The 25,558-nt window shown below is 70.2% G+C and carries 23 protein-coding genes; all 23 read left to right on the forward strand.

Annotation, left to right across the window (positions count from 1 at the left end):
- Positions 1–31: 31 nt before the first annotated feature.
- Entirely contained in the window at positions 32–1,261 is a 1,230-nt protein-coding gene (aroC, locus tag AC07VM_RS15565) for a chorismate synthase (protein ID WP_494912112.1), read from the forward strand.
- Entirely contained in the window at positions 1,245–1,763 is a 519-nt protein-coding gene (locus AC07VM_RS15570; RefSeq protein ID WP_267414563.1) for a shikimate kinase, read from the forward strand. Before aroC ends, AC07VM_RS15570 begins: the two co-directional genes overlap by 17 nt.
- A complete protein-coding gene (gene aroB, locus AC07VM_RS15575; RefSeq protein ID WP_494912114.1) occupies positions 1,760–2,848 on the forward strand; it encodes a 3-dehydroquinate synthase in 1,089 nt (362 codons plus the stop codon). Before AC07VM_RS15570 ends, aroB begins: the two co-directional genes overlap by 4 nt.
- Positions 2,845–3,282: a type II 3-dehydroquinate dehydratase gene (gene aroQ, locus AC07VM_RS15580; RefSeq protein ID WP_267414560.1), complete on the forward strand. Its 438-nt coding sequence runs from the start codon at positions 2,845–2,847 to the stop codon at positions 3,280–3,282. Before aroB ends, aroQ begins: the two co-directional genes overlap by 4 nt.
- 55 nt (positions 3,283–3,337) lie before the next feature.
- Positions 3,338–3,898 carry an elongation factor P gene (efp, locus tag AC07VM_RS15585; protein WP_267414559.1) on the forward strand — a complete coding sequence of 187 codons (561 nt, stop codon included), beginning with the start codon at positions 3,338–3,340 and terminating at the stop codon, positions 3,896–3,898.
- 3 nt (positions 3,899–3,901) lie between these two features.
- The gene (nusB, locus tag AC07VM_RS15590) at positions 3,902–4,312 is read left to right on the forward strand and encodes a transcription antitermination factor NusB (protein ID WP_267414557.1); all 411 of its coding nucleotides are present in this window, start codon (positions 3,902–3,904) and stop codon (positions 4,310–4,312) included.
- Between the two features lie 47 nt (positions 4,313–4,359).
- Positions 4,360–7,320: a DEAD/DEAH box helicase gene (locus AC07VM_RS15595; RefSeq protein ID WP_494912115.1), complete on the forward strand. Its 2,961-nt coding sequence runs from the start codon at positions 4,360–4,362 to the stop codon at positions 7,318–7,320.
- Positions 7,321–7,401: 81 nt separating this feature from the next.
- On the forward strand, positions 7,402–8,979 hold the full coding sequence (locus tag AC07VM_RS15600; RefSeq protein ID WP_494912117.1) for a Rieske 2Fe-2S domain-containing protein: 1,578 nt from the start codon (positions 7,402–7,404) through the stop codon (positions 8,977–8,979).
- A gap of 84 nt (positions 8,980–9,063) precedes the next feature.
- A complete protein-coding gene (gene pyrR / locus AC07VM_RS15605) occupies positions 9,064–9,594 on the forward strand; it encodes a bifunctional pyr operon transcriptional regulator/uracil phosphoribosyltransferase PyrR (protein WP_267414552.1) in 531 nt (176 codons plus the stop codon).
- A complete protein-coding gene (locus AC07VM_RS15610) occupies positions 9,591–10,556 on the forward strand; it encodes an aspartate carbamoyltransferase catalytic subunit (RefSeq protein WP_267414550.1) in 966 nt (321 codons plus the stop codon). The genes pyrR and AC07VM_RS15610 overlap by 4 nt, the downstream gene beginning before the upstream one ends.
- Positions 10,553–11,857, forward strand: a complete 1,305-nt coding sequence (locus AC07VM_RS15615) for a dihydroorotase (RefSeq protein WP_494912119.1) — start codon at positions 10,553–10,555, stop codon at positions 11,855–11,857. Before AC07VM_RS15610 ends, AC07VM_RS15615 begins: the two co-directional genes overlap by 4 nt.
- A complete protein-coding gene (locus AC07VM_RS15620) occupies positions 11,854–12,366 on the forward strand; it encodes a PH-like domain-containing protein (RefSeq protein ID WP_494912121.1) in 513 nt (170 codons plus the stop codon). Before AC07VM_RS15615 ends, AC07VM_RS15620 begins: the two co-directional genes overlap by 4 nt.
- Positions 12,363–13,541, forward strand: a complete 1,179-nt coding sequence (gene carA / locus AC07VM_RS15625; RefSeq protein ID WP_267414544.1) for a glutamine-hydrolyzing carbamoyl-phosphate synthase small subunit — start codon at positions 12,363–12,365, stop codon at positions 13,539–13,541. The genes AC07VM_RS15620 and carA overlap by 4 nt, the downstream gene beginning before the upstream one ends.
- Positions 13,541–16,828, forward strand: a complete 3,288-nt coding sequence (gene carB / locus AC07VM_RS15630) for a carbamoyl-phosphate synthase large subunit (protein WP_494912123.1) — start codon at positions 13,541–13,543, stop codon at positions 16,826–16,828. Before carA ends, carB begins: the two co-directional genes overlap by 1 nt.
- Positions 16,825–17,670, forward strand: coding sequence for an orotidine-5'-phosphate decarboxylase (gene pyrF, locus AC07VM_RS15635; protein ID WP_494912125.1), 846 nt, complete (start codon positions 16,825–16,827; stop codon positions 17,668–17,670). The genes carB and pyrF overlap by 4 nt, the downstream gene beginning before the upstream one ends.
- Positions 17,663–18,574 carry a guanylate kinase gene (gene gmk, locus AC07VM_RS15640; protein WP_494912127.1) on the forward strand — a complete coding sequence of 304 codons (912 nt, stop codon included), beginning with the start codon at positions 17,663–17,665 and terminating at the stop codon, positions 18,572–18,574. The genes pyrF and gmk overlap by 8 nt, the downstream gene beginning before the upstream one ends.
- A 66-nt stretch (positions 18,575–18,640) precedes the next feature.
- Positions 18,641–18,895 carry a DNA-directed RNA polymerase subunit omega gene (gene rpoZ / locus AC07VM_RS15645; protein ID WP_017204385.1) on the forward strand — a complete coding sequence of 85 codons (255 nt, stop codon included), beginning with the start codon at positions 18,641–18,643 and terminating at the stop codon, positions 18,893–18,895.
- 88 nt (positions 18,896–18,983) lie between these two features.
- Positions 18,984–20,177, forward strand: coding sequence for a methionine adenosyltransferase (gene metK / locus AC07VM_RS15650; RefSeq protein WP_494912128.1), 1,194 nt, complete (start codon positions 18,984–18,986; stop codon positions 20,175–20,177).
- Between the two features lie 16 nt (positions 20,178–20,193).
- Positions 20,194–22,152, forward strand: coding sequence for a primosomal protein N' family DNA-binding protein (locus tag AC07VM_RS15655; protein WP_494912129.1), 1,959 nt, complete (start codon positions 20,194–20,196; stop codon positions 22,150–22,152).
- Positions 22,153–22,170: 18 nt separating this feature from the next.
- Positions 22,171–23,091, forward strand: coding sequence for a methionyl-tRNA formyltransferase (gene fmt / locus AC07VM_RS15660; RefSeq protein ID WP_494912130.1), 921 nt, complete (start codon positions 22,171–22,173; stop codon positions 23,089–23,091).
- On the forward strand, positions 23,088–24,584 hold the full coding sequence (locus tag AC07VM_RS15665) for an RsmB/NOP family class I SAM-dependent RNA methyltransferase (protein ID WP_494912132.1): 1,497 nt from the start codon (positions 23,088–23,090) through the stop codon (positions 24,582–24,584). Before fmt ends, AC07VM_RS15665 begins: the two co-directional genes overlap by 4 nt.
- A 4-nt stretch (positions 24,585–24,588) precedes the next feature.
- Entirely contained in the window at positions 24,589–25,269 is a 681-nt protein-coding gene (gene rpe / locus AC07VM_RS15670; RefSeq protein WP_494912133.1) for a ribulose-phosphate 3-epimerase, read from the forward strand.
- Positions 25,266–25,529 carry a phosphoribosyl-ATP diphosphatase gene (locus AC07VM_RS15675; protein WP_267414526.1) on the forward strand — a complete coding sequence of 88 codons (264 nt, stop codon included), beginning with the start codon at positions 25,266–25,268 and terminating at the stop codon, positions 25,527–25,529. Before rpe ends, AC07VM_RS15675 begins: the two co-directional genes overlap by 4 nt.
- The last annotated feature ends 29 nt before the right edge of the window (positions 25,530–25,558 follow it).

Genomic DNA, 25,558 nt, shown 5'->3' on the forward strand with positions numbered 1-25,558 from the left:
CGAGGGTGCGAACACATGGGAGACTGGAGCAATGCTCCGCGTGCTCACGGCCGGCGAATCGCACGGCCCAGAACTCATCGCCGTCATGGAGGGTCTGCCCTCCGGCGTTCCGGTGTCGTCCGAGGCCATCCAGGCCGACCTCGCTCGTCGCAAGCTGGGCTACGGCCGCGGCTCGCGCATGAAGTTCGAGCAGGACGAGCTGACGCTCTCCGGCGGCGTCCGTCATGGCAAGAGCCTCGGCAGCCCGATCGCCCTGCGCATCGGCAACACCGAGTGGCCGAAGTGGATCGAGGTCATGAACCCCGAGCCCGTCGAACTCACCGACAAATCCCGCGGACGCAGTGCTCCGCTGACGCGCCCGCGCCCCGGACACGCCGACCTCGTCGGCATGCAGAAGTACGACTTCGACGAGGCCCGTCCGATCCTCGAGCGCGCCAGCGCCCGCGAGACCGCCGCACGCGTGGCCCTCGGTGCGATCGCGCGCTCGTTCCTGGGCGAGCTCGGCATCCGCCTCGTCAGCCACACGCTGTCGATCGGACCGGTGCAGGTCCCCGCCGGATCCCCGCTCCCGACGCCGGACGACGTCGACGTCCTGGATGCCGATCCGCTGCGCTGCTTCGACCCCGCGACCTCCGCGTCGATGGTCGCCGAGGTCGATGACGCGAAGAAGGACGGCGACACGCTGGGCGGCATCGTCGAGGTCCTCGCCTACGGTCTTCCGCCGGGACTCGGTTCGCACGTGCAGTGGGACCGGCGTCTCGACGCGCGCCTCGCGCAGGCGCTCATGAGCATCCAGGCGATCAAGGGCGTCGAGGTCGGCGACGGCTTCGAGACCACGCGCCGCCGGGGTTCCGCTGCACACGACGAGCTGTTCGCCACGGCGGACGGCATCACGCGCGGATCCGACCGCGCCGGTGGCACCGAGGGCGGTATGTCCACGGGAACCGTGCTCCGTGTGCGCGCCGGCATGAAGCCGATCGCCACGGTCCCGCACGCGCTGCGCACGATCGACATCGCCACGGGCGACGACGCCACCGCCCACCACCAGCGTTCCGACGTGTGCGCCGTGCCCGCCGCGGGCGTGGTCGCCGAGGCCATGGTCGCGGTCGAGCTCGCGAACGCCGTGCTGGAGAAGTTCGGCGGCGACAGCATCCGAGAGACGCGCCGCAACCTCGAGGGGTACCTCGCCGGCATCCCCGCGGAGCTGCGCACGGCACCCGCGTCCGAGGCGGCGCTCATCGCGCATGACGAGCGAGGCTGATCCGCTGACGCTGGTGCTGGTCGGCCCGATGGCCGCCGGCAAGACCAGCGTCGGCAGGCGCGTGGCCCGCCGGCTCGGCGTCGCCTTCATCGACACCGACAAGCGCATCGTCGCGACGCACGGTCCGATCCCCGGCATCTTCGCCGAGCACGGCGAGGCGCATTTCCGCGACCTGGAGCGCGCCGCCGTCGCCGAGGCGTTGGCGGAGGGCGGAGTGATCTCGCTGGGCGGAGGAGCGGTGACGGAGGCGGCGACGCGCGACCTGCTGCAGCAGCACCCGGTGGTGTTCCTGACGGTGAGCGCCGAGGCCGTGGCCGACCGGCTGCGCGGCAGCAACCGCCCGCTGCTGGCGGGGGAGGACCCGCTCGAGCGGTGGAAGAGGATCTTCGAGGAGCGTCGGGGGTGGTACGCCGAGGTGTCATCGGCGACCTTCGACACCTCACGTCGTCCGATGCAGAAGATCGCGGACGAGATCGTGGCATGGAGGAGAGAGCAGCGATGAGCACGACGACCATCAGCGTCACGGGGAACGACGCCTACGACATCACGATCGGACGGGGGATCCTCGACCGGGTCTCGGCGGCCCTCGCGCCGGGCGTGCGCAAGATCCTCGTCGTGCACCCGCCGACACTCGCGGCCCGTGCCGCCGAGCTGCGCGACAGACTGCTCGCGGACACGGCCGACGGCCCCCGTGAGGTGCTGCTCGCCGAGATCCCGGATGCGGAGCAGGGCAAGCGCATCGAGGTCGCGGCCTTCTGCTGGCAGGTCATGGGGCAGGCGGACTTCACGCGCAGCGATGCCGTCATCGGCTACGGCGGGGGCTCGGTCACCGACCTCGCCGGCTTCGTCGCCGCGACCTGGCTGCGCGGCGTCCAGCTGATCCAGGTACCGACCACCGTCCTCGGTCTCGTCGATGCGGCCGTCGGCGGCAAGACCGGCGTGAACACCGCGGAGGGCAAGAACCTCGTCGGTGCGTTCTGGGCGCCGAGCGCGGTGGTGGGCGACCTCGACGAGCTCGCGAGCCTCAGCCCGAACGAGGCGACTGCGGGATTCGCGGAGGTCGTGAAGGCCGGGTTCATCTGGGCGCCGGAGATCCTCGACATCATCGAGGCCGACCCGACCCGCGCGGTCGACCCGACCAGCGAGGAGTTCCGTCGCACCGTCGAGCTCGCGATCGACATGAAGGCGAAGGTCGTCTCGGACGACTTCCGTGAGGCGGGGCTCCGCGAGATCCTCAACTACGGGCACACGCTCGGGCACGCGATCGAGCACGCCGAGCGCTACCGCTGGCGTCACGGCGCGGCGATCTCGGTGGGCATGCTGTACGCGGCGGAGCTCTCCCGTCTGGCTGGACGCCTCTCGGACGCGGCCGCCGAGCGTCACCGCACCATCCTCGAGTCGCTGGGCCTTCCGACCTCGTACCGGGCCGGCGCGTGGCCGCAGCTGCTCGCGACGATGCAGCGCGACAAGAAGAGCCGCGGCGGGATGCTGCGCTTCATCCTGCTCGACGACATCGCGAAGCCCACCGTGCTGCAGGCTCCGGACGAGTCGCTGCTGTTCGCGGCCTACCAGGAGGTCGGCGCGTGAGCCGCCGCATCCTCCTCGTGAACGGACCGAACCTCAACCTGCTGGGAACGCGCGAGCCCGAGCTGTACGGAACGGCCACGCTCGCCGACGTGGAGCAGCTCACCGCGGATGCCGCGGCCGAGGTCGGCTTCGAGGTGGCCGCCGTGCAGAGCAATCACGAAGGCGTGCTGATCGACGCGATCCACGCCGCACGCGAGGACTGCGTCGGCATCGTCATCAACCCCGGGGGTCTCACCCACACCTCCGTCGTGCTGCGCGACGCGCTCACCGGAGTGTCCCTGCCGTTCGCCGAGGTGCACATCTCCGACGTGTACGCGCGCGAGGAGTTCCGGCACCACTCCTACCTCGATGACGTCGCCGCGGTCCGCGTGGTCGGACGCGGCGTCCAGGGCTACGCAGACGCCGTGCGACAGCTCGCCGCACTCATCCCTTAGAATCGACTGTCGGCCTCGTCCGACCCCGCAGACTCACGAACGGAACTCGCAGCGCATGGCATCTACCGCAGACATCAAGAACGGCGTCGTCCTCAGCATCGACGGGCAGCTCTGGAGCGTCATCGAGTTCCAGCACGTCAAGCCCGGCAAGGGTGGCGCGTTCGTGCGCACCAAGCTGAAGAACGTCGTCTCCGGCAAGACGGTCGACCGCACGTACAACGCGGGCGCGAAGATCGAGATCGAGAACGTCGACCGCCGCGACTACACGTACCTGTACACCGATGGCGACGGCTACGTCTTCATGGACCAGACCGACTTCGATCAGATCACGGTCGGCGCCGCGACGGTGGGCGACGCGAAGAACTTCCTGCTCGAGAACCAGCAGGTGACCATCGCGATGAACAACGGCAACCCGCTGTACATCGACCTCCCCGCGTCCGTGATCCTCGAGGTCACCTACACGGAGCCCGGCCTGCAGGGCGACCGCTCGTCGGCCGGCACCAAGCCCGCCACGCTCGAGACCGGCTACGAGATCCAGGTGCCGCTGTTCCTCGAGACCGGCACCAAGGTCAAGGTCGACACCCGCACGGGTGACTACCTCGGCCGCGAGAAGTAAGGCGTGAGCGCCCGGACGAAGGCGCGCAAGCGCGCTCTCGACATCCTGTTCTCCGCCGATGTGCGCGGTGACGACCTCGCCGTGACCCTGGCCGCCGAGGCCAAGCGCGCGGCGAGCGAGCCCGCCCGCGAGGCCTCCTGGCTCTATGCGCGGGAGATCGTCGACGGCATCATCGATGCGCGCGACGAGATCGACGAGCAGATCACCACGCACAGCAGGGACTGGAAGCTGGAGCGGATGCCCGCCGTCGACCGCGCCCTGCTGCGCATCGCCGTGTGGGAGATCCTGCACAACGACGAGGTGCCGACGGCCGTCGCGATCGATGAGGCCGTCGAGCTCGCGAAGGAGTTCTCGACCGACGACTCCGGTGCGTTCGTGCACGGCGTCCTCGCCCGGGTGGCCCGCGCCGCCTGACCCGTCCGACACGAGGCACTGTCGGCGGTGTCGGAGAGGATGGGGACATGCCCCTCCCGAACGACGCCTCCCGCCCGGAGGGCTCGTCGTCCGCAGACTGGCGTTCCATCCTCGGAGCCCCGCGTGAGGATGCGGCGACGCCGCTCGCGCTGGGGGTCGAGCTCCGTGTGCGCGACGGGCGTGGGGCGAACCCCTGGGCCTCCCGCCCGCAGCGGACTGCGAGCGCGCGCGACGTGGCGAAGCGCACCGGCGAGATCCTGCTCGGCATCCGGCCGCTCGAGAAGAGCGCGGCGACCGGCGCCTGGGTGCAGGGAGCGGCGACCTGGGACGCGGTGCGACGATCGCCGACGCAGTACGGACGCGACCGCTCCCGATGGTTCGCCGATCTGCTCAGCATCGCGCGCGACACGCTGCTCTCCGGAACGGCGGGCGACTGGCTGGTCGCCGACCTGATCGAGTCCGGGCTGCTCTGGGGCCATCTGCGCGCGGCGGCCGACGTCGACATCCCGCTCATCGCCACACAGAAGAGCACGACCGTCGTGCTCGCCGAACGCGCCTCGATCGGCGCGACGGTCGGGCGTGACGACGGGGGTGAGCTCGTCGTACGCCCGGACATCATGATCGACGGCCGCGACGCCGACCCCGCCGACGTGCAGACGATCGGTCACAGCGGGCTGTACGAGGTCGCGCAACACGGCACGAAGCTGCGCGTGACGCTCGCCGAGGCGCCGATGGCGGAACCGGTGCACGCGCTGCTCGCCGCCAGGACCGGGCTCGAGGTGCCCGCGCGCGACGAATCCGCGTTCTTCCGCGACGCCTATCCGCTGCTCGCCCGTCGGATCGAGGTGCGTCCGCTCGGTCGCGTCGAGCTGCCGGAGCTGCCCGCACCCCGACCGGTGCTCGACCTGTCCTTCCTGCGCGGCGACACGGTCAAGTACACGTTCGAGTGGGATTACCGCGGGTTCGGACGGGTCCCGTTCCCGCCGGGCGGAGACGCCGTGCGCGACATGGCCGCCGAAGATGAGCTCCGCGATGCGCTCCAGGCGGTCTGGACGGAGCATCTTGGAGAGACGATCGCTCCGACGGGATCGTTCCATGACGTCGCCGCGGCCGAGTTCGTCACCCGCACGGTGCCCGCGCTCGAAGCCGAGGGTGTCACTGTCTCCGTCTCGGGCCGTCGCAAGAGCTATCACGAGCTGACGGGCGAGCCGGAGATCACCGTGACGACGGTCGAGAGCACGGACCCCGACTGGTTCGACCTCGGGGTGCTGGTCAAGATCGATGGGCGCACGATCCCCTTCGAGCCCCTGTTCACGGCGCTCAGCAAGGGGAAGAAGAAGCTCCTCCTCGTCGACGGCAGCTACTTCTCCCTGAGCCACCACGCCCTCGATCGTCTGCGGGAGCTGATCGACGAGTCGGGCGAGCTCGACGAGTGGGAGACCGGCCCCCGGATCAGCCGTCACCAGACCGACCTGTGGGAGGACTTCGAGGATCTCGCCGACGAAGCGCTTCCCGCGGTGACCTGGCGCGCGACCGCAGAGGGCCTGCGTCGCGCGGGGTCGGTCCCCGAGGTGCCCGTACCCCGCGGCGTCACAGCCGAACTCCGTCCGTACCAGAGGGAGGGCCTGAACTGGCTCGCCTTCCTCTGGGGCCATCGCCTCGGCGGCATCCTCGCCGACGACATGGGCCTGGGGAAGACGCTGCAGCTGCTCGCCCTCATCGTGCATGCCCGTGAGTCGGGGGAGCGGCGCCCCTTCCTCGTCGTGGTGCCCACCTCGGTGCTCTCCACCTGGCGGGACGAAGCTGCGCGCTTCGCCTCGACAATGCGCACGCTGCTCAGGGCCAGCACCCAGGGGCCGCGGCTGGCCGATGCCATCCTCGACGTCGACCTCGTCATCACGACCTATGCCGTCGCCCGACTCGACGAGACCGAGTACGCAGGAGTCGAATGGGCGGGGCTCATCCTGGACGAGGCGCAGTTCGTGAAGAACCCGGAGACGAAGCTGCACCGTGCGGTCGCATCGTTCCGCGCCGACGTCACCTTCGCCGTCACCGGCACGCCGATGGAGAACAGCCTCAGTGAGCTGTGGGCCCTGTTGAAGCTCACGGCCCCCGGTCTCTTCGCCTCGGCGCGCAAGTTCCGCGAGCGGTACATCCAGCCGATCGAGCAGGGGAAGGTGCCGGAGAACGAGGAGGGCGGGGCCTATCGCCAGCGTCGCCTCGAGCAACTGCGCCGACGGATCCGCCCGCTGCTCCTGCGCCGCACCAAAGAGCTCGTCGCCCCCGAGCTTCCGCCCAAGCAGGAGCAGATCCTCGAGGTCGAGCTCAGCGCCTCGCACCGCGCCCTCTACGAGACGGTCCTCCAGCGCGAGCGCCAGAAGGTGCTGGGGCTGCTGGAAGACCTGGACCGCAACCGCTTCATCGTGTTCCGTTCGCTCACCCTGATGCGCATGCTCAGCCTGGCGCCGGGACTCATCGACCCCGAGGATGCCAAGATCGGCTCCCGCAAGCTCGATGTTCTGCTCGAGCGCGTGATCGAGCTGCAGGCCGAGGGGCACCGGGCGCTCGTCTTCAGCCAGTTCACGACGTTCCTCGACATGGCGGCCGCGCGTCTGGAGGCGGCCGGCATCCCCTATGCGCACCTGGACGGATCGACCCGCCATCGCCAGAAGGTCGTCGAGGGCTTCACCTCAGGGGAGCAGCCGGTCTTCCTGATCAGTCTGAAAGCCGGCGGTTTCGGCCTCACACTGACCGAGGCCGACTACGTGTTCCTGCTCGACCCGTGGTGGAACCCGGCCGCCGAGGCGCAAGCCGTCGACCGCACGCACCGCATCGGGCAGGACAGCCAGGTGTTCGTCTACCGGATGATCGCCACCGGCACGATCGAGGAGAAGGTGCTCGACCTGCAGCGCCGCAAGGCGCGCCTGTTCACGGCGGTCCTCGACGACGAGGCGCTGTTCGCGCAGTCGCTCTCCGCCGACGACATCCGAGGACTGTTCGAGCGCTGACCGGAATACTCACGGCCGAGTCGACCGGGCGCACAGGGAGCCCTCGGTACAATCGAACGGTTCACTTTCGGGAGGAATGCAATGCGGATCACGGGACTCGGCCACGCCGGGATGTTCATCGAGACGTTGGGCGGGAACATCATCTGCGACCCGGTCCTCGGGCCGTCGTTCTACGGATCCTGGTTCCCGTTCCCCGACAACCGCGGTCTCGACTGGGAGCACTTCGGGCGCGACGCCGACTTCCTGTGGATCTCGCACCGCCACCGTGACCACTTCGACCCGAAGCTCCTCGAGCGGTACATCCGCAAGGACATCGAGGTGCTGCTGCCGGAGTACCCGACCGACGACCTCGAGAAGGATCTCCGCGCGCTCGGCTACACCAACATCACGTACGCCCCCGCGGGCCAGGTGATCCAGCGCGGCGAGCTCAAGATGATGATCACGCCGCTGCGCGCTCCGAGCGACGGGCCCATCGGCGACTCCTCCCTGAGCGTCGACGACGGCACCGGATCGGTGCTGAACCAGAACGACTCGCACCCGCTCGACCTCGAGAAGCTGCTCGACTTCGGCAAGCCCGACGCCTACTTCACGCAGGTCTCCGGCGCGATCTGGTGGCCCATGGTCTACGACCTGCCGCTGGATGCGAAGCAGAACTTCGCCCGCCTCAAGCGCGAAGCCCAGAACAAGCGCGCCATGTACTACATCGAGAAGGTCGACGCCCCGCACGTCTTCCCGATGGCCGGCCCGCCCATGTTCCTGCGCGACGACCTGTTCGACTTCAACGGCCTCGGCAAGAACGGCGAGTCGATCTTCACGGATCAGAAGCAGTTCCTCGCGCACATGAAGGAGCTCGCGCCGCAGTACGACGGCCAGCTCTTCATCCCCGGCACCGTCGTCACGGTCGACGGGGGAGTCGTCACGAGCGAGCAGACCCTCTACACCGAGGCCGAGATCTCGCACATCTTCGATGAGAAGTGGGAGTACCTCGAGGAGCAGCGCGCGTCCCGTCAGCAGGAGATCCGCGATGAGGAGGCATCCCGCGCCGAGATCATCCCTCCCGCCGAGATGCTCGAGGCGATCAAGACCTGGTGGGAGCCGCTGCTGAAGAAGTCCCGCACGATCCGGCTCGGCGTCGGCGGATGCGTGCGCTTCCGCATCGGCGACCTCGACATGGTCGTGGACTTCCCGCGCGCGAAGGTCCGCGAGTACGCGGGCGAGGAGTGCGTGTACTGGTACACGATCCCGGCCGACCTCGTCTCGACGAACATCGTCGACCACGAGATCGACTGGTCGAACTCGATCTTCCTGTCGATGCAGTTCTCGGTGGGCCGCAGCGGCAAGTTCAACGAGTTCCTCACCACGTTCCTCAAGTGCCTGTCGGTCGACCGCATCGAATACGTCGAGAACTGGTACCAGGAGCAGACCGACCAGACCGAGGACGCCGAGATCGGCGACTGGGTCGTGCAGCGCCGCTGCCCGCACCTCCGCGCCGACCTCACCCGTACGGGAACGGTCGACGAGGACGGCATCCTCACGTGCAGCATGCACGACTGGAAGTGGGACCTGAAGACCGGTCGTTGCCTGTCGACCGCCGGGCATGCGATCCGCTCCTCCAAGATCGACGAGGTCACCGACCCCGTGCTGCAGGAGGCGAGCTGATCCGCCGGAGTCGCCGCGCTCCGATAGACTGACGTCACAAGCAACCTTTAACACCGTCCTGTGAGGCGGAGAAGGGAGCGGCCGATGAGCATGCGCACTGTGCTGCACGAAGCCGACATCTCACGAGCGTTGACCCGAATCGCGCACGAGATCCTCGAGTCCAATCGAGGGGCCGAGAATCTCGTCCTGCTGGGCATCCCGACCCGCGGCGTCACTCTCGCCCATCGCCTCGGCCTGCTGATCAGCGAGATCGCCCAGCAGTCCGTCCCGGTCGGCTCGCTCGACGTCACGCTCTTCCGCGATGACCTCGCCAAGCACCCGACCCGCTCTCCGCAGCCCACCGAGATCCCGGTCGGCGGCATCGACGGCAAGACCGTCGTGCTCGTCGACGACGTGCTCTTCTCCGGGCGCAGCATCCGCGCGGCGCTCGACGCGATCCAGTCGATCGGCCGCCCGGCCGTCGTACGCCTCGCCATCCTCGTCGACCGCGGCCACCGCGAGCTCCCGATCCGTCCGGACTTCATCGGCAAGAACATCCCCTCCGCCCGCACCGAGCGGGTCAACGTACGCCTCTTCGAGAACGACGGGGCCGAGGAGGTGACGATCGGCGAATGAGACACCTCCTCGACACCCGCACGCTCGACCGCGCCACCGCGCTGCGCATCCTCGACGTCGCGGAGGACATGTCCGACACGCAGTCCCGGGAGGTCAAGAAGCTCCCGACGCTGCGCGGCAAGACCGTCGTGAACCTCTTCTTCGAGGACTCGACCCGAACCCGCATCTCCTTCGAGGCCGCGGCCAAGCGCCTGTCCGCCGATGTGATCAACTTCGCCGCGAAGGGCTCCAGCGTCTCGAAGGGCGAGAGCCTCAAGGACACCGCCCAGACCCTCGAGGCCATCGGCGCCGACGCGGTCGTGGTCCGTCATCCGGGCTCCGGTGCGCCGCAGACCCTGGCGACGAGCGGCTGGATCTCCGCCGGGGTCGTGAACGCCGGGGACGGCACGCACGAGCACCCGACGCAGGCTCTGCTCGACGCGTTCACGATCCGCAAGCGTCGTTTCGGCGCCGACAGCCGCGGCCGGGACCTGAGCGGTCTGCGCGTCGTGATCGTCGGCGACGTCCTGCATTCGCGGGTCGCCCGCTCGAACGTGTGGCTGCTCACCACGCTCGGCGCGGAGGTCACTCTCGTGTCTCCGCCGACGCTGGTGCCGCAGAACGTCTCGCTGTGGCCGGTCCGTGTCGTCTACGACCTGGATCAGGCGCTGGCGGACGAGCCGGACGCGGTGATGATGCTGCGCATCCAGCTGGAACGGATGAATGCGGCGTATTTCCCGACTGAGCGGGAGTATTCCCGTCGCTGGGGCCTGGACGCACGGCGTGTGGCCGCTCTTCCGAGCGGTAGCATTGTGATGCACCCCGGACCCATGAACCGGGGACTGGAGATCTCCTCGGAAGCAGCCGATTCCCCCCGCTCGACGGTGCTGGAACAGGTCACGAACGGGGTGTCCGTCCGCATGGCGGTGCTGTACCTGCTGCTGGCAGGGGAACGAGACGACGAACGAGGGGGAGACCTGTGAACGAGACCCTCGTCATCACCGGTGCACAGCTGCTCGGCGCGGAGAGCGCCGACATCATCATCGAGGACGGCCGGATCGCCGAGATCGGCAGCGGACTGCACCGCTCCGGCGCCCGGGTCATCGACGCGGCGGGACTCGTCGCGCTGCCGGGCCTTGTCGACCTCCACACGCATCTGCGCGAGCCCGGCTATGAGGCCTCCGAGTCGATCCTCACCGGGACGAGGGCTGCGGCCGCCGGCGGTTTCACCGCCGTCTTCGCGATGCCCAACACGTCGCCGGTCGCCGATACCGCCGGCGTGGTGGAGCAGGAGCTCGCCCTCGGCGAGGCCGCGGGCTACGCCACGGTGCAGCCCATCGGAGCCGTCACCGTCGGCCAGAAGGGCGAACGCCTCGCCGAACTGGGTGCGATGGCGACCTCGCGCGCACAGGTGCGCGTCTTCAGCGACGACGGATTCTGCGTGTTCGACCCGCTCATCATGCGTCGCGCACTCGAATACGTGAAGTCCTTCGACGGCGTCATCGCTCAGCATGCGCAGGACCCCCGCCTCACCGAGGGGGCGCAGATGAACGAGGGCACGGTCTCGGCGGAGCTCGGCCTCGCCGGCTGGCCCGCCGTCGCCGAGGAGTCGATCATCGCCCGCGACGTCCTGCTCGCCGAGCACGTCGGCTCGCGGCTGCACGTGTGCCACCTCTCGACCGCGGGTTCGGTGGACATCATCCGCTGGGCCAAGAAGCGGGGGATCAACGTCACCGCCGAGGTCACCCCGCACCACCTGCTGCTGACCGACGAGCTCGTCCGCGGCTACGACGCGCGCTACAAGGTGAACCCGCCGCTGCGCCGCGAAGAGGATGTCCTCGCGGTGCGCGAAGGCCTCGCGGACGGCACGATCGACATCGTCGCGACCGACCACGCTCCGCACCCGAGCGAGCACAAGGCCTGCGAGTGGCAGGCGGCCGCGAACGGCATGGTGGGTCTCGAGAGCGCGCTGCGCGTGGTGCACCAGTCGATGGTGCAGACCGGACTCATCGGCTGGTCGGACGTGGCGCGGGTCATGAGCTCGACGCCGGCGCGGATCGGTCGCCTCGCGGGGCACGGCACTCCGCTCGAGGTCGGGCAGCCCGCGCAGATCACGCTCTACGACGCCTCCGTCGACGGAGTCTTCACCGAGGCCGACCTCCACGGTCGCAGCGTGAACTCGCCGTACCTCGGCCGGGCCCTTCCCGGACGGGTGGAGTACACGCTCCACGGCGGCGTCCTCACGGTCGACGGCGGCAGCGTCGTCGCGGAGCTCGGCGCATGAGCGCTCGGGATCTGGCCGTCGCGATCACCATCGCGGTCGCCCTCCTGGTGCTCCTGGTCATGCTCCTCGCCTGGCGACGACGAATCCGCCGCGACTCCGTGTACACGGCCCCGCTGGGCGTTCCGGAGCACGCGGAGGTCACCCGTCGCGACGAGGTGCTGTACGTGTCCACGACACGACACGGACAGCCGCTCGAGCGCCTCGCGGTGTCGCCTCTCGCGTACCGGGCGCGCGGCGAGATCGCCGTCACGGATCGCGGCATCGCCCTCTGCCTCGACGGCACGCCGACGGTCTTCCTCGCGACCGACCGGATCGTCTCCGTCGACCGCGCCACGGTCACGATCGACCGCGTCGTGGAGCCCGGCGGCCTCGTGCGCATCGCGTGGCACATCGACGACGACACCATCGTCGACAGCTACCTGCGCCTCGCCACCGGCGACCCCCAGAACCTCATCTCCGACCTGCAGCGGCTCGTCCCCGCCGCCCCCGACACAGGAGCAACGTCATGACCCTCTCGACAACCTCCGGGCAGGCCCCCGCGGCCCAGCTCCCCGATCCCGCCGTGCTCGTCCTGGAGGACGGCACCCGCCACCTCGGACGCGCCTACGGCGCCCGCGGCCGCACCCTCGGCGAGGTCGTCTTCGCCACCGGCATGTCCGGCTACCAGGAGACGATCACCGACCCCTCGTACGCCGGCCAGATCGTGCTGCAGACCGCTCCGCACATCGGCAACACCGGCATGAACGACGAGGACGCGGAGTCCCGCCGCATCTGGGTCGCCGGCTACATCGTGCGCGACCCCTCGCGCGTCGTGTCGAACTGGCGCGCGAACGCCTCGCTCGACGACGTGCTCGTCGAGGACGGCGTCGTCGGCATCAGCGGCATCGACACCCGATCGATCACCCGCCACATCCGTTCGGCCGGCTCCATGCGCGGCGGCATCTTCTCGGGTGCGGACGCCGCACTCGACCCCGAGGAGCAGGTGCGCATCGTCCGCGAGGCGCCCGAGATGGCAGGACGCAACCTGTCCGCCGAGGTCTCGGTCGACGTCGCCACGGTGACGACCGCGATGGGGGAGCGGATCGGCAACCTCGCCGTGCTGGACCTCGGTGTGAAGCAGGCGACGATCGACAACCTCGCCGCGCGCGGCTTCGAGGTGCACGTGCTCCCGCAGAGCGTGACGATCGAGGAGATCCGCGCGATCGATCCGGTCGCGGTCTTCTACTCGAACGGCCCCGGCGACCCCGCGGCCTCGGGCGACCACGTCGAGCTACTGCGCTCGGTGCTCGACGACGGGCTGCCGTTCTTCGGCATCTGCTTCGGCAACCAGCTGCTCGGTCGCGCCCTGGGACTCGGCACCTACAAGCTGCCCTTCGGCCACCGTGGCATCAACCAGCCGGTCCTCGACAAGGAGACCGGCAAGGTCGAGATCACGGCCCACAACCACGGCTTCGCGGTCGAGGCGCCGATCGAGGGCACCTTCGACAGCCCGAACGGCTACGGCAAGGTCGAGGTCAGCCACGTCGGCCTCAACGACAACGTCGTGGAGGGCCTGCGCGCCCTCGACATCCCCGCCTTCTCGGTGCAGTACCACCCCGAGGCGGCAGCGGGACCGCACGACGCCAACTACCTCTTCGACCGTTTCCGCGACCTGGTCATCGCGAGCAAGAAGGACGCCAAGTAATGCCCAAGCGCGACGACATCAACTCCGTCCTCGTCATCGGCTCCGGCCCGATCGTCATCGGCCAGGCCTGCGAGTTCGACTACTCCGGCACCCAGGCGTGCCGCGTGCTCCGCGAGGAGGGCGTCCGGGTCATCCTGGTCAACTCCAACCCTGCCACCATCATGACCGACCCCGACTTCGCCGACGCGACGTACATCGAGCCGATCACGTGGCAGGTCATCGAGACGATCATCGCCAAGGAGCGCCCCGACGCGATCCTCCCGACCCTCGGCGGTCAGACGGCGCTGAACGCCGCGATCGAGCTGCACAACCACGGCATCCTCGAGAAGTACGGCGTCGAGCTGATCGGCGCCAACTTCGAGGCGATCAACAAGGGCGAAGACCGTCAGATCTTCAAGCAGCTGGTCCTCGACGCCGGTGCCGACGTGGCGGACTCCCGCATCGCGCACACGATGGACGAGGTGCTGGCCGCCGCCGGCGAGCTCGGCTACCCGCTGGTGGTCCGCCCGAGCTTCACGATGGGCGGCCTGGGTTCCGGCTTCGCCTACGACGAGGAAGACCTCCGCCGCATCGCCGGCGCGGGTCTGCGCGACTCGCCCACCACCGAGGTGCTCCTGGAGGAGTCCATCCTCGGCTGGAAGGAGTACGAGCTCGAGCTCATGCGCGACACCGCCGACAACACGGTCGTCGTCTGCTCCATCGAGAACGTCGATCCGGTCGGTGTACACACCGGCGACTCGATCACGGTGGCTCCCGCCCTCACGCTCACGGACCGCGAGTACCAGAAGATGCGCGACATCGGCATCGACATCATCCGCGCCGTCGGCGTCGACACCGGTGGCTGCAACATCCAGTTCGCGGTGGACCCGTCCAACGGCCGCATCATCGTGATCGAGATGAACCCGCGTGTGTCGCGCTCCAGTGCGCTCGCCTCGAAGGCCACCGGCTTCCCGATCGCCAAGCTCGCGGCCAAGCTCGCGCTCGGCTACCGCCTCGACGAGATCCCGAACGACATCACGGGCGTGACCCCCGCCAGCTTCGAGCCGACGCTCGACTACGTGGTCGTCAAGGTCCCGCGCTTCGCGTTCGAGAAGTTCCCGGCCGCCGATGCGACCCTCACCACGACCATGAAGTCGGTCGGCGAGGCGATGGCCATCGGCCGCAACTACGCGACCGCGCTGCAGAAGGCGCTCCGCTCGCTGGAGAAGCGCGGGTCGAGCTTCCACTGGGGCGTGGAGGAGCGCTCGGTGGAGGAGCTGCTCGAGATATCGAAGATCCCGACCGACGGCCGCATCGTCACGCTGCAGCAGGCGCTGCGCAAGGGCGCGACCGTCGAGCAGGCGTTCGACGCGACCGCGATCGACCCGTGGTTCCTCGACCAGATGGTCTTGATCAACGAGGTCGCCGAGATCGTGCGCACGGCCCCCGAGCTGGATGCCGCGACTCTCCGCTACGCCAAGGAGCACGGCTTCTCGGATGCGCAGCTCGCCGAGCTCCGCGGCATCACCGAGGCCGAGGTCCGCGGCGTGCGCCACGGGCTCGGCATCCGCCCGGTCTACAAGACGGTCGACACCTGCGCCGGCGAGTTCCCGGCTCTGACGCCGTACCACTACTCGAGCTACGACTTCGAGACCGAGGTGGCGCCGTCCGAGCGGACCAAGGTCGTCATCATCGGCTCGGGCCCGAACCGCATCGGTCAGGGCGTCGAGTTCGACTACTCGTGCGTGCACGCCTCGTTCGCGCTGTCGGACGCCGGCTTCGAGACCGTCATGGTCAACTGCAACCCCGAGACGGTCTCGACCGACTACGACACCTCCGACCGCCTGTACTTCGAGCCGCTGACGCTCGAAGACGTGCTGGAGGTGCTCGACGCAGAGGCGGCGAGCGGCACCATCCTCGGCGTCGTCTGCCAGCTCGGCGGACAGACCCCGCTCGGTCTCGCGAAGGGCATCGAGGCCGCGGGCTACACCGTGCTCGGCACCAGCCCCGAGGCGATCGACCTGGCGGAGGAGCGTGAGCTCTTCTCGCGCCTGCTCGACGAGGCGGGTCTCGTGGCACCGCGCAACGGCACCGCGATCGACGTCGAGGGCGCCGTGCGCATCGCCGAGGAGATCGGCTACCCGGTGCTGGTGCGCCCGAGCTTCGTCCTCGGCGGCCGCGGCATGGAGATCGTCTACGACACCGCCTCGCTGCGCGACTACTTCGTGCGCACCGCGGGCGAGGTCGTCATCGAGGAGGGCAAGCCGCTCCTCGTGGACCGCTTCCTCGACGATGCGATCGAGCTCGACGTGGACGCGCTCTTCGACGGCACGGACCTGTACATCGGCGGCGTCATGGAGCACCTGGAGGAGGCCGGCATCCACTCCGGTGACTCCAGCTGCACCCTGCCGCCGGTCTCGCTGGGCCGCACCGACGTCGACCGTGTGCGCGAGGCCACCCTCGCCATCGCGAAGGGCGTCGGCGTGCGCGGACTGCTGAACGTGCAGTTCGCCATCAGCGCCGGTGTGCTCTACGTCATCGAGGCCAACCCCCGCGCCAGCCGCACGGTCCCGTTCGTGTCGAAGGCGCTGGGGATCCCGATGGCCAAGGCCGCGAGCCGCGTCATGACCGGTTCCACGATCGCTGAGCTCCGCGCCGAGGGCATGCTGCCCGAGCAGGACGGCTCGCGGGTTCCGCTCGACGCCCCGGTCTCGGTCAAGGAGGCCGTGCTCCCGTTCAAGCGCTTCCGCACCGCGGACGGCAAGACGGTCGACTCCGTCCTCGGCCCGGAGATGCGCTCCACCGGTGAGGTCATGGGCATCGACCGCGACTTCCCGACCGCCTTCGCCAAGAGCCAGGCCGCGGCGTACGGCGGCATGCCGACCTCGGGAACCGTGTTCATCTCGGTCGCCGACTCGGACAAGCGTGCCGTGATCCTTCCGGCGCACCGCCTGCAGCAGCTCGGCTTCACGATCGTCGCGACCGAGGGCACCGCCGAGATCCTCTCGCGCAACGGCATCGCGGTGACCGTCGTCGAGAAGTACAGCGCGACGCAGGAGTCCGGGGCGAAGAACATCGTGGACCTCATCAACGAGGGCGAGATCGACATCGTCGTGAACACCCCGTCCGGTGGGGCGGCCCGTGCCGACGGCTACGAGATCCGTGCCGCGGCGGTCGCCGCCGACAAGGCCCTGTTCACGACCATGGCCGTGCTGGGCGCGGCCGTGAGCGGGATGGACGCCGCCCACGAGGGCTTCCAGGTGAAGAGCCTCCAGGAGTACGCGCTGGACCGGAAGGCGGCACTGTGAGCGAAGGCTTCGGCGAGCGGGTCCGCTCCGCGCTGAGCGTGCGCGGACCCCTCTGCGTCGGCATCGACCCCCACGCGGCACTGCTCGCCGCGTGGGGGCTCGCCGACGATGCGCAGGGCGTCCGGGAGTTCGGCCTCCGCACCGTCGAGGCGGCGACCGGACGCGTCGGCATCGTGAAGCCGCAGGTCTCGTTCTTCGAGCGCTTCGGGTCGCAGGGCATCGCGGCGCTGGAAGACGTCCTCGCCGCGGCGCGTGCAGCAGGTCTGATCGTGATCGCCGACGCCAAGCGCGGCGACATCGGCTCCACGATGGACGATTACGCGCGCGCCTGGCTCACGCCGGGCTCTCCTCTGGAGGCCGACGCGCTGACCGTGAACCCGTTCCTCGGCGTCGGCGCCCTGGCCGGGACGTTCGCCCTCGTTCAGGAGCACGGGAAGGGGCTGTTCGTGCTCGCCGCGACCAGCAACCCCGAGGCCGAGGGGCTCCAGCGGTCCCAGAGCCCGTCCGGCGCGACCGTGTCCGCGTCGATCGTCGCGGAGGTCTCGGAGCGCAACGCCGCGGCCGCCCGCGCGGGGGAGTGGGGGAGCTTCGGCTTCGTCATCGGCGCGACCGTGGACTGGGCCGCGGCCGGCATCGAGCCGTTCGCGCCCCTCGCCCCGATCCTCGCCCCGGGCTTCGGCGCCCAGGGCGCGACGCCCGCGGATCTCCGGACGCGCTTCGGTGCGATGTCCGACGCCGTGATCGCGAGCGAGAGCCGCAGCATCCTCTCCGCCGGCCCCACGGATCTGGCCGAGGCCATCTCCGCGCGCGCCTCCGAGTACCTCGAGGTGGCCGGTGTCTGACGTGCAGAGGACCGTTCCCGAGGTCGACCGAGCCGCTGCCGCGCGTCGCGCCGTCGAGCGACGCCGTGCCAGGGCCTCCGTCAAGCGCGACCTCACGATGCGGGTGGTGACTCCCCAGGCGGTGCTGCACCGGGCGACGGCGGATGCCGATTCGGTCGAGGGGTCGATGCGCATCACCGACTTCCTGCTGGCTCTCCCGGCGATCGGCGCCGGCAAGCGCGATCGCGTGTTGGAGGAGCTGCAGATCTCCCCGGTGAAGCGACTCGGAGGCCTCGGCGCCCGTCAGCGCCGCGTGCTGGAGGAATGGCTCGACTCCCGGTTCCCCGTGCCGTCTCCGCGTGGCGCGCGCAGCCGTCTGCTCGTGCTCGCCGGCCCGACCGCCGTCGGCAAGGGCACGGTGGCCGCGCACATCCGGGAGCACAACCCGGAGATCCACCTGTCGGTGTCGGCGACCACCCGGCCGCCGCGTCCGGGCGAGGTCGACGGTGTGCACTACTACTTCGTCGACGACGCCGAGTTCGACCGGCTGATCGCCGAGGACGAGCTCCTCGAGTACGCGGTCGTCCACAACAAGTCGCGCTACGGCACCCCTCGCGCCCCGATCGACGCGGCTCTCGCCGAGGGGAAGACCGTCCTCCTCGAGATCGACCTGCAGGGTGCGCGCCAGGTGCGGCGCGCCGAGCCGGCCGCGACGCTCATCTTCCTGCTGCCTCCGAGCTGGGACGAACTGGTGCATCGCCTGGTCGGCCGCGGCACCGAGGGAGCGGAGGAGCGGGCCCGTCGCCTGCGCACCGCGAAGGTCGAACTGGCCGCCCAGAACGAGTTCGATCACCTCATCGTGAACGAGGACGTCGCCACTGCGGCCCACGAGGTCGTAGAATTGTCTTCAAGCTCTGCGCGCTGAGCGTCTTCGCGCGCCTTTCGCACCGTTTTCCGCGACGATCCCGTCGCCTGATCAGGAGGTCTCACCATGGCCGGACACAACAACGGAATCATCGATCCCCCCATCGACAACCTGCTCGACCGCGTCGACTCCAAGTACGAGCTCGTGATCTACGCCGCCAAGCGCGCGCGCCAGATCAACGACTACTACTCGGACCTGCACGAGGGAAACCTCTTCGACAACGTCGGCCCGCTCGTGGACTCCTCGGTCGAGGACAAGCCGCTCACCATCGCGCTGCACGAGATCAACGAGGACAAGCTCCGCCTGCGTCACGCAGAGTGATATTCGAGACCGCGCCTCCCTTCTGTCGGAGGCGCGGTCCAGAATGGGTGCAACACCCTCCCACCGTCCGTCCCGTTCTGGAGAATCGATGAGCGCGCTGCGTCTGTTCACGTCCGAGTCCGTCACCGAAGGGCACCCGGACAAGATCTGCGACCAGATCTCGGACAGCATCCTCGACGGCCTCATCGCCAAGGACCCGGGCTCCCGCGTCGCGGTCGAGACCCTCGTCACCACGGGACTGGTGCACGTCGCCGGCGAGATCCGGACCGAAGCCTACGTCGACATCCCGACGATCGTCCGTCAGGTCGTCAACGGCATCGGCTACACGTCGAGCGACACCGGCTTCGACGGTGACTCCTGCGGCGTCAGCGTCTCGGTGGGCGAGCAGTCGACCGACATCGCCCACGGCGTCGACAGTGCACAGGAGCATCGCGACGGCTCGTCGATCGACCCGCTCGACGGTCTCGGCGCGGGCGATCAGGGCATCATGTTCGGCTTCGCGACGAACGAGACCCCGCAGCTCATGCCGATGGCCGCCTGGACCGCGCACCGCATCGCCGAGCAGCTGACGGCCGTGCGCCGCAGCGGCGTGCTGCCGTTCCTGCGCCCCGACGGCAAGACCCAGGTGACGCTCGGCTACGACGGCTTCACCCCGAAGACGGTCGATGCCGTCGTGCTGTCGACGCAGCACCACCCCGACATCTCGCAGGACGAGCTGAAGGCGCAGATCCGCGAGCACGTGATCGACCCGATCCTGGCCACGACCGGTCTCGACCTCGACGACGTCACCTACTACATCAACCCCGCTGGGCCGTTCGTCACCGGCGGCCCCAAGGGGGATGCCGGCCTCACCGGCCGCAAGATCATCATCGACACCTACGGCGGAGCGGCGCGTCATGGCGGCGGCGCCTTCAGCGGCAAGGACCCGTCGAAGGTCGACCGCTCCGGCGCCTACGCGACGCGCTGGGTGGCGAAGAACGCGGTGGCCGCGGGCCTCGCCGACCGCCTCGAGGTGCAGGTCGCCTACGCGATCGGCGTCGCGCGCCCCGTCGGGCTGTACGTCGAGACCTTCGGCACCGGCAAGGTGTCCGACGAGGTCATCACGCGGGCGATCTCCGACGTGTTCGACCTGCGCCCGCAGGCCATCATCGAGCAGCTCGATCTGCTCCGCCCGATCTACGCCCAGACGGCGGCCTACGGTCACTTCGGCCGCGAGCTCCCCGACTTCACCTGGGAGCGCACGAACCGCGCCGAAGAGCTGCGCCGCGCTGCCGGGCTCTGATGGGACCGCGGTCCTGATGCCTCCGGAGAGCCGGCGCATCGCGCGCGTGCTCCTCGACTCACCCTTGCCGCAGCTCGATCGACTCTTCGACTACGCGCTGCCCGCCGAGCTCGGCGATGTCCCCCTGGGCGTCCGCGTCCGGGTGCCCCTCCGCACGGCCGGGCGCGTGATCGACGGCTATGTCGTCGAGATCGACACCGAGGACGACGCCGACCGCCCGCTCTCCGAGGTGGAGAGCGTGGTGTCGCCGGTCCCGGTGCTGCCGGAGCGCCTGCATACGCTCGCACGTCGCGTCGCCGATCGCGCCGCGGGATCGGCCTCGGACGTGCTGCGTCTCGTGATCCCGAAGCGACAGGTGCGCGTCGAGAAGGCGTGGACCGCCGATACGCCGGCCGCGACGCCGACTCCCGAGGCGCAGTCCGTGGCGGACGAGGCCGTCGCGCTCTACGACGGTCTCGGTGCGGTCCTCGACGAGGGCGGCCGCGCGGCGGTGGAAGCCGTTCCTCAACTCGTCGACGGCGTCCAGGGCTGGGCGCGACTGCTGGCCGCGGCGGCCGCGCGGATGCTCACCGCCGGGAAGTCGTCGATCCTCATCGCGCCCGACCATCGCGATCTCGATCGACTGCTCGCGGCCCTCGACACGCTCGTGCCCGCCGATGCGGTCGTACGCCACGACTCGCGACAGACGAACCCGGACCGGTATCGCGCGTTCCTCCGCACGCTCGAGGACGCCCCCTGCATCGTCGTGGGCAACCGATCCGCCGTCTATGCGCCCGTCGTGGCCGGTCTCGTCGCGATCTGGGACGACGGCGATCCGCTGCTGGGCGAGCCGCTGGCCCCCTACGTCAACGCCCGCGACGCCGCGCTCGTGCGGCGGGAGCTCGAGGGGTCGGCGCTCGTGTTCGCCGGGCACACCCGCACCACCGATGTGGAGCGGCTCGTCGTCCTCGGCTGGCTGCAGGACATCACCGCCGTCCGTCGTGTGCTCCCTCGCGTCGTCCTCAGCACGCCGCAGGAGATGGAGCAGCCGACCGCGCAGCGGATGCCCTCTTCCGCGTTCCTCGCCGCACGCAACGCCGCGGCCGAGGGGCCGGTGCTGGTGCAGGTCTCGCGTCCCGGTTTCTCCCCGTCCCTCGTCTGTGCGGAGTGTCGCGCTCCGGCTCGCTGTCCGCACTGCGGTGGCCCCCTGGGCGCGCGGCATCGCGGTGCCGTTCCCGTCTGCGGATGGTGCGGTCGTGGCGCGAGCGCCTGGACGTGCCCCGCCTGCTCCTCCACGAAGCTGCGCCTCGCCTCGTCCGGGAGCGAACGCACCGCCGACGAGCTCGGACGCGCGTTCCCGGGCGTGCGGGTGATCGTCGCGGACAGCGCGCACCCGGTCGAGCGGGTCGACGCGAAACCCGCACTCGTCGTGGCGACACGCGGCGCCGAGCCGATCGCCGACGGCGGCTACCGCGCAGTCGTTCTGCTCGACGGCCCCCGCATGCTCCAGGCGCCCGACCTCCGCATCGCGGAGTCCTGCCTGCGCTGGTGGTCGAACGCCGCGGCTCTCGCGGCGCCCGGGGCGCCCATCCACCTCGTCGGTGTGAACGGTGCGGCGGCGAAGGCGCTGGCCACGTGGAATCAGGCCGGCCACGCGCGCTCCGAGCTCGAGAGCAGGGCGCCCCTGCACATGCCGCCGACGACCCGTGTGGCCCTGGTCCAGGGCTCGGTGCCCGCCGTCGGCCGGGCCCTCGCCGCGCTCACGGAGCTCGCCGTGCCGGGCGATGCCGTGCTGGGTCCGGTCCCCGTGGAGTCCGACGACATTCCGCCCCGCGTGCGCGCCCTCGTCCGCTTCGACTACGGCGCCGGCACCCGGGTGGCGACCGCTCTGCGCGCCGCCGTGGTCGCCGAGGCCGTGAGCGGCCGCCGGGGGAAGGGCCGTGCCACCAAGAGCACGCTCTCCGTCCGCCTCGATATCCTCGAACCAGAGCTCTGACCCTTCCGGAGAACCTTCATGCGCCTCGTCTTCGCCGGCACACCCGCTGCTGCCGTGCCCACCCTCCGCCGTCTGGCGACCTCCCACGAGATCGCCGCGGGCGTCACGCGGCCCGATGCCCCGCTCGGACGGAAGCGTGTGCTCACGCCCTCTCCGGTCGCTCAGGCGGCGGTCGAGCTCGGTCTCCCGGTCATCAAGGCCGCGCGCCTCGACGACGCCGCGACCGCCGAGATCTCCGCCCTCCAGGTCGACCTCGGGGTCATCGTCGCCTACGGCGGACTGGTGCGCGAGCCGCTGCTCTCCGCGCCGAGGGCCGGATGGATCAACCTGCACTTCTCGCTGCTGCCGGCCTGGCGCGGTGCCGCCCCCGTGCAGCGCGCGCTGATCGCCGGCGACCGGGTGCTCGGGGCGAGCGTGTTCCAGCTCGTTCCGGAACTCGATGCCGGCGACGTCTTCGCGCTCCGGGAGATCGAGGTCCCCGCGACCGCGACGGCCGGCGAGGCGCTCGAGGTCCTCGCCCAGGATGGTGCCGAGCTCACCGCGGAGGTCGTCGCAGCGATCGCGGACGGCACAGCCACGGCACGTCCGCAGGAGGGCGAGCCGAGCTTCGCGGCCAAGCTCACGCTTGCTGACGGTCTGCTGGACTGGCACGAGCCCGTCGAGACCGTGTTCGCACGCTTCCGTGGCGTGACCCCGGAGCCGGGCGCGCACACCACCGTGGACGGACAGCCCTTCAAGGTGCTGGAGGCCGCCCCTGCTGCAGACGCGGAGCCGCTGGCGCCCGGGCGATTCCGCGGTACCAAGTCGGCCTTGCACATCGGCACGGGCTCCACGCCGCTGGCGGTCACGCGGGTGCAGCCCGCCGGAAAGGGCGCGATGAACGCGGTCGACTGGTGGCGCGGACAGCGCGGCGGCGACGAGCTGCAGGCCGGCTCATGAGCGACGACGCACGCGGCCGCCGGTCGCCGCAGCCGCACGGTCGACGCTCATCCGGTCGGCCTTCGGGCGACGGGAGCCGCGCGGGACAGCGCGGGCCCACACGCACGGTGCAGCCCGCGAGGCGAGTCGCGTACGACGTGCTGCGCGCGGTGTCGGAGACCGATGCCTACGCCAACCTCGTGCTCCCGACGGCGATCGCCGAGGCACGACTCGGTCCGCAGGACGCGGCTCTCGCGACCGAGCTCACGTACGGCACCCTGCGTCGGCTCGGCACCTACGACGCGATCATCGCCGCCGCAGCCGATCGCTCGGCCGACAGCATCGATCCCGCCGTGCTCGATGCCCTGCGACTCGCCGTCCATCAGCTCCTCGCGACACGGGTGGCCTCCCACGCCGCGGTGAACGAGTCCGTGAACCTCGTGGCCACGGCGGCCGGTCGTGGCGCGTCGAGCTTCGCGAATGCGGTCCTCCGTCGCATCACCCGGGATTCGGGGGAGGCGTGGCAGGAGCGCATCGAAGAGGAGGCGCGGTCCGATGACGAGCGTCTGGCGCTGCGGTCGGCCCACCCGGTGTGGGTGATCCGAGCGCTCCGTCGGGCCCTGGCGGCGGAGGGGCGCGGTGACGAGCTCGATGCCCTCCTCGAAGCCGACAACGCCTCGCCGGAGGTCACCCTCGTGGCGCTCCCGGGGCTCGCGGAGCCCGGCGAGCCGCACCTCCCGTACGCGCCGACGGCCTTCGCATCGCCCGGTGGCGATCCGCGTCGATCCGTCGAGGCGTCGGGCGGCACCGTCCGCGTGCAGGACGAGGGCTCGCAGCTCGTCGCTCTCGCCCTGGCCGGTGCGGCTCCGATCGCCGAGGGGGAGCGGTGGCTCGATCTGTGCGCCGGTCCCGGTGGGAAGACGGCGCTCCTGGCAGCGGTCGCCCGGGAGCACGGCGTCACCCTGGAGGCCAACGAGGTCGTGCCGGTGCGCGCGCGCCTGGTGCGCAAGGCTCTGCGGGCGGTGCCGGGCGAGGTCGTCGTGCACGAGGAGGACGGCCGTGAGCTCGCCGCCGCCCGCCCCGGCGAGTTCGATCGGATCCTGGTCGATGCGCCGTGCACCGGACTGGGGGCGCTCCGCCGCCGCCCCGAGGCGCGGTGGCGGAAGTCGCCGGCTGACGTCGCAGAGCTGGTGCCGCTGCAGGTCGAGCTGCTCTCGGCCGCGCTGGAGGCGCTGGCTCCGGGCGGCATCGTCGCCTACGTCACCTGCTCGCCCCATCTCGCCGAGACCACCGGCGTCGTGCAGGAGGTGCTGCGCGGGCGCTCCGACGTCGTGGAGCTCGACGCACGTCAGGCCGTCGCCGACGTCGCGGTGTCTCCGATCGATCTCGCGGAAGAGGGCCGATCGAGCTCGGGCAGCGCGCAGCTCTGGCCGCACCGTCACGGCACCGACGCCATGTTCCTCGCACTCCTGCAGCGCACCGGAACGACGAACACCTCTGGGAAGGAAGACTAGGACCGTGGAACTGCCCCGCGCCCCGCGCATCAACCCGAGCATCCTCGCCGCCGACTTCGTGAACATGCAGGCGGATCTCGCCCGGATCGCGACGGCCGACTTCGCGCACGTCGACGTGATGGACAACCATTTCGTCCCGAACCTGACGTTCGGCCCGCAGATGGTCGAGCGGATCCAGGCGACGAGCCCGATCCCGCTCGACGTCCACCTGATGATCACGGACCCGGAGCGGTGGGCTCCCGGCTACGCCGAGCTCGGCGCGGCCAGCGTCACGTTCCACCTCGAGGCGGCCGCGGATCCGATCTCCCTCGCCCGGCGACTGCGCGACATCGGATCCCGTGCCGGCGTGGCGGTCAAGCCGGGGACCCCGGTCGAGGGCCTGTACGACGTGCTCGACGAGTTCGACCAGATCCTCGTGATGACGGTCGAGCCGGGCTTCGGCGGACAGAGCTTCATGCCCGAGACGATGCCGAAGCTCCGTGCACTCGCGGACGAGGCGCGTCGACGCGGATCGCAGATCTGGCTCCAGGTGGACGGGGGGATCTCGGACTCCACGATCGAGCTCGCCGCCGCCGCCGGCGCCGACACGTTCGTCGCCGGGTCCGCCGTGTATGGCGCCGATGACGTCGAGGCGGCCGTCACCCGGCTCAGAGACCTCGCGCGAGCCGCTAGCCTGGAACCGTGAAGACTTTCGACGAGCTGTTCGCCGAGCTCAGCGTCAAGGCCGAGACCCGTCCTGAGGGATCGGGCACGGTCGCCGAGCTCGACGGCGGCGTGCACACGATCGGCAAGAAGATCGTCGAAGAGGCCGCCGAGGTGTGGATGGCGTCCGAGTACGAGTCCCAGGAAGCCGCTGCCGAGGAGATCTCGCAGCTGCTCTACCACCTCCAGGTCATGATGATCGCGAAGGGTCTCAGCCTGCAGGACGTCTACCGACATCTGTGATGCGCTCCGTTCCTCTCCTCTCGAACTGA

The organism is Microbacterium sp. GW821-FHT01D02, from assembly GCF_059422585.1.